Raw genomic sequence first — 623 nt, 5'->3', positions numbered from 1 at the left:
CAACAAAAAAGTGGACTGAAGAAGGATGATTTCAATACTATTATTAATTCCTTGGATAATATTTGGATTCAAAAACCCAAATCGGAATTTGATTGGACTTAATCAAACTAAAAAATCCTTGCTTTTACTTCTAGGAATTGAAATTATATTTTTTCTAATTCTTTATCTGTCTTTACCTGAACCGACTTCAAAAATTGCAGGCCTACAAAGTTTTGCGTGGAATTATTTTATTTTATATTATGCAAAAGGAATTATCCCAACAACAGTTTTTAGCGAATATTTAGACGGGAATTTAGGAGATAAAATTGATTTGAATTATCAATATGTATATTTGATTGTAAGTTTAATAATTGACTATTTAATATTGCTAATAATTAGTCCGAATATAAAAAAAATGTTTAACCGAAAAAAAGCCAGCACACAACAATGGCTATAAGTAATTGCTTGTTCTCGCCTACTTCTGAAAATCCTCGCGGATTTTCAGTTTGGTGTGTACTTGCAAAGTTAAGTGCTAAACCACGCAACTACTCATAGCCGAGACCGTTGTACGTAATTTAAAAACAAGCATTTAGAATGTCAGTAAGTAATTATAGAAATAAAGTAAGCCAACTTAATTCTCAAAT

Annotated in this window: 1 protein-coding gene; it reads left to right on the top strand. The window is 29.7% G+C overall.

Annotation, left to right across the window (positions count from 1 at the left end; all coding sequences use genetic code 11):
- Nucleotides 1-88: 88 nt before the first annotated feature.
- Nucleotides 89-436 carry a hypothetical protein gene (locus WA340_RS05990; protein ID WP_336127877.1) on the top strand — a complete coding sequence of 116 codons (348 nt, stop codon included), beginning with the start codon at nt 89-91 and terminating at the stop codon, nt 434-436.
- Nucleotides 437-623: the final 187 nt, after the last annotated feature.

This window comes from Mesoflavibacter sp. CH_XMU1422-2 (genome assembly GCF_037029245.1).
Taxonomy (GTDB): Bacteria; Bacteroidota; Bacteroidia; order Flavobacteriales; family Flavobacteriaceae; genus Mesoflavibacter; species Mesoflavibacter zeaxanthinifaciens.
Note: the sequence above shows the minus strand (reverse complement) of the source record. Positions and strands in the feature narration are given on the sequence as shown.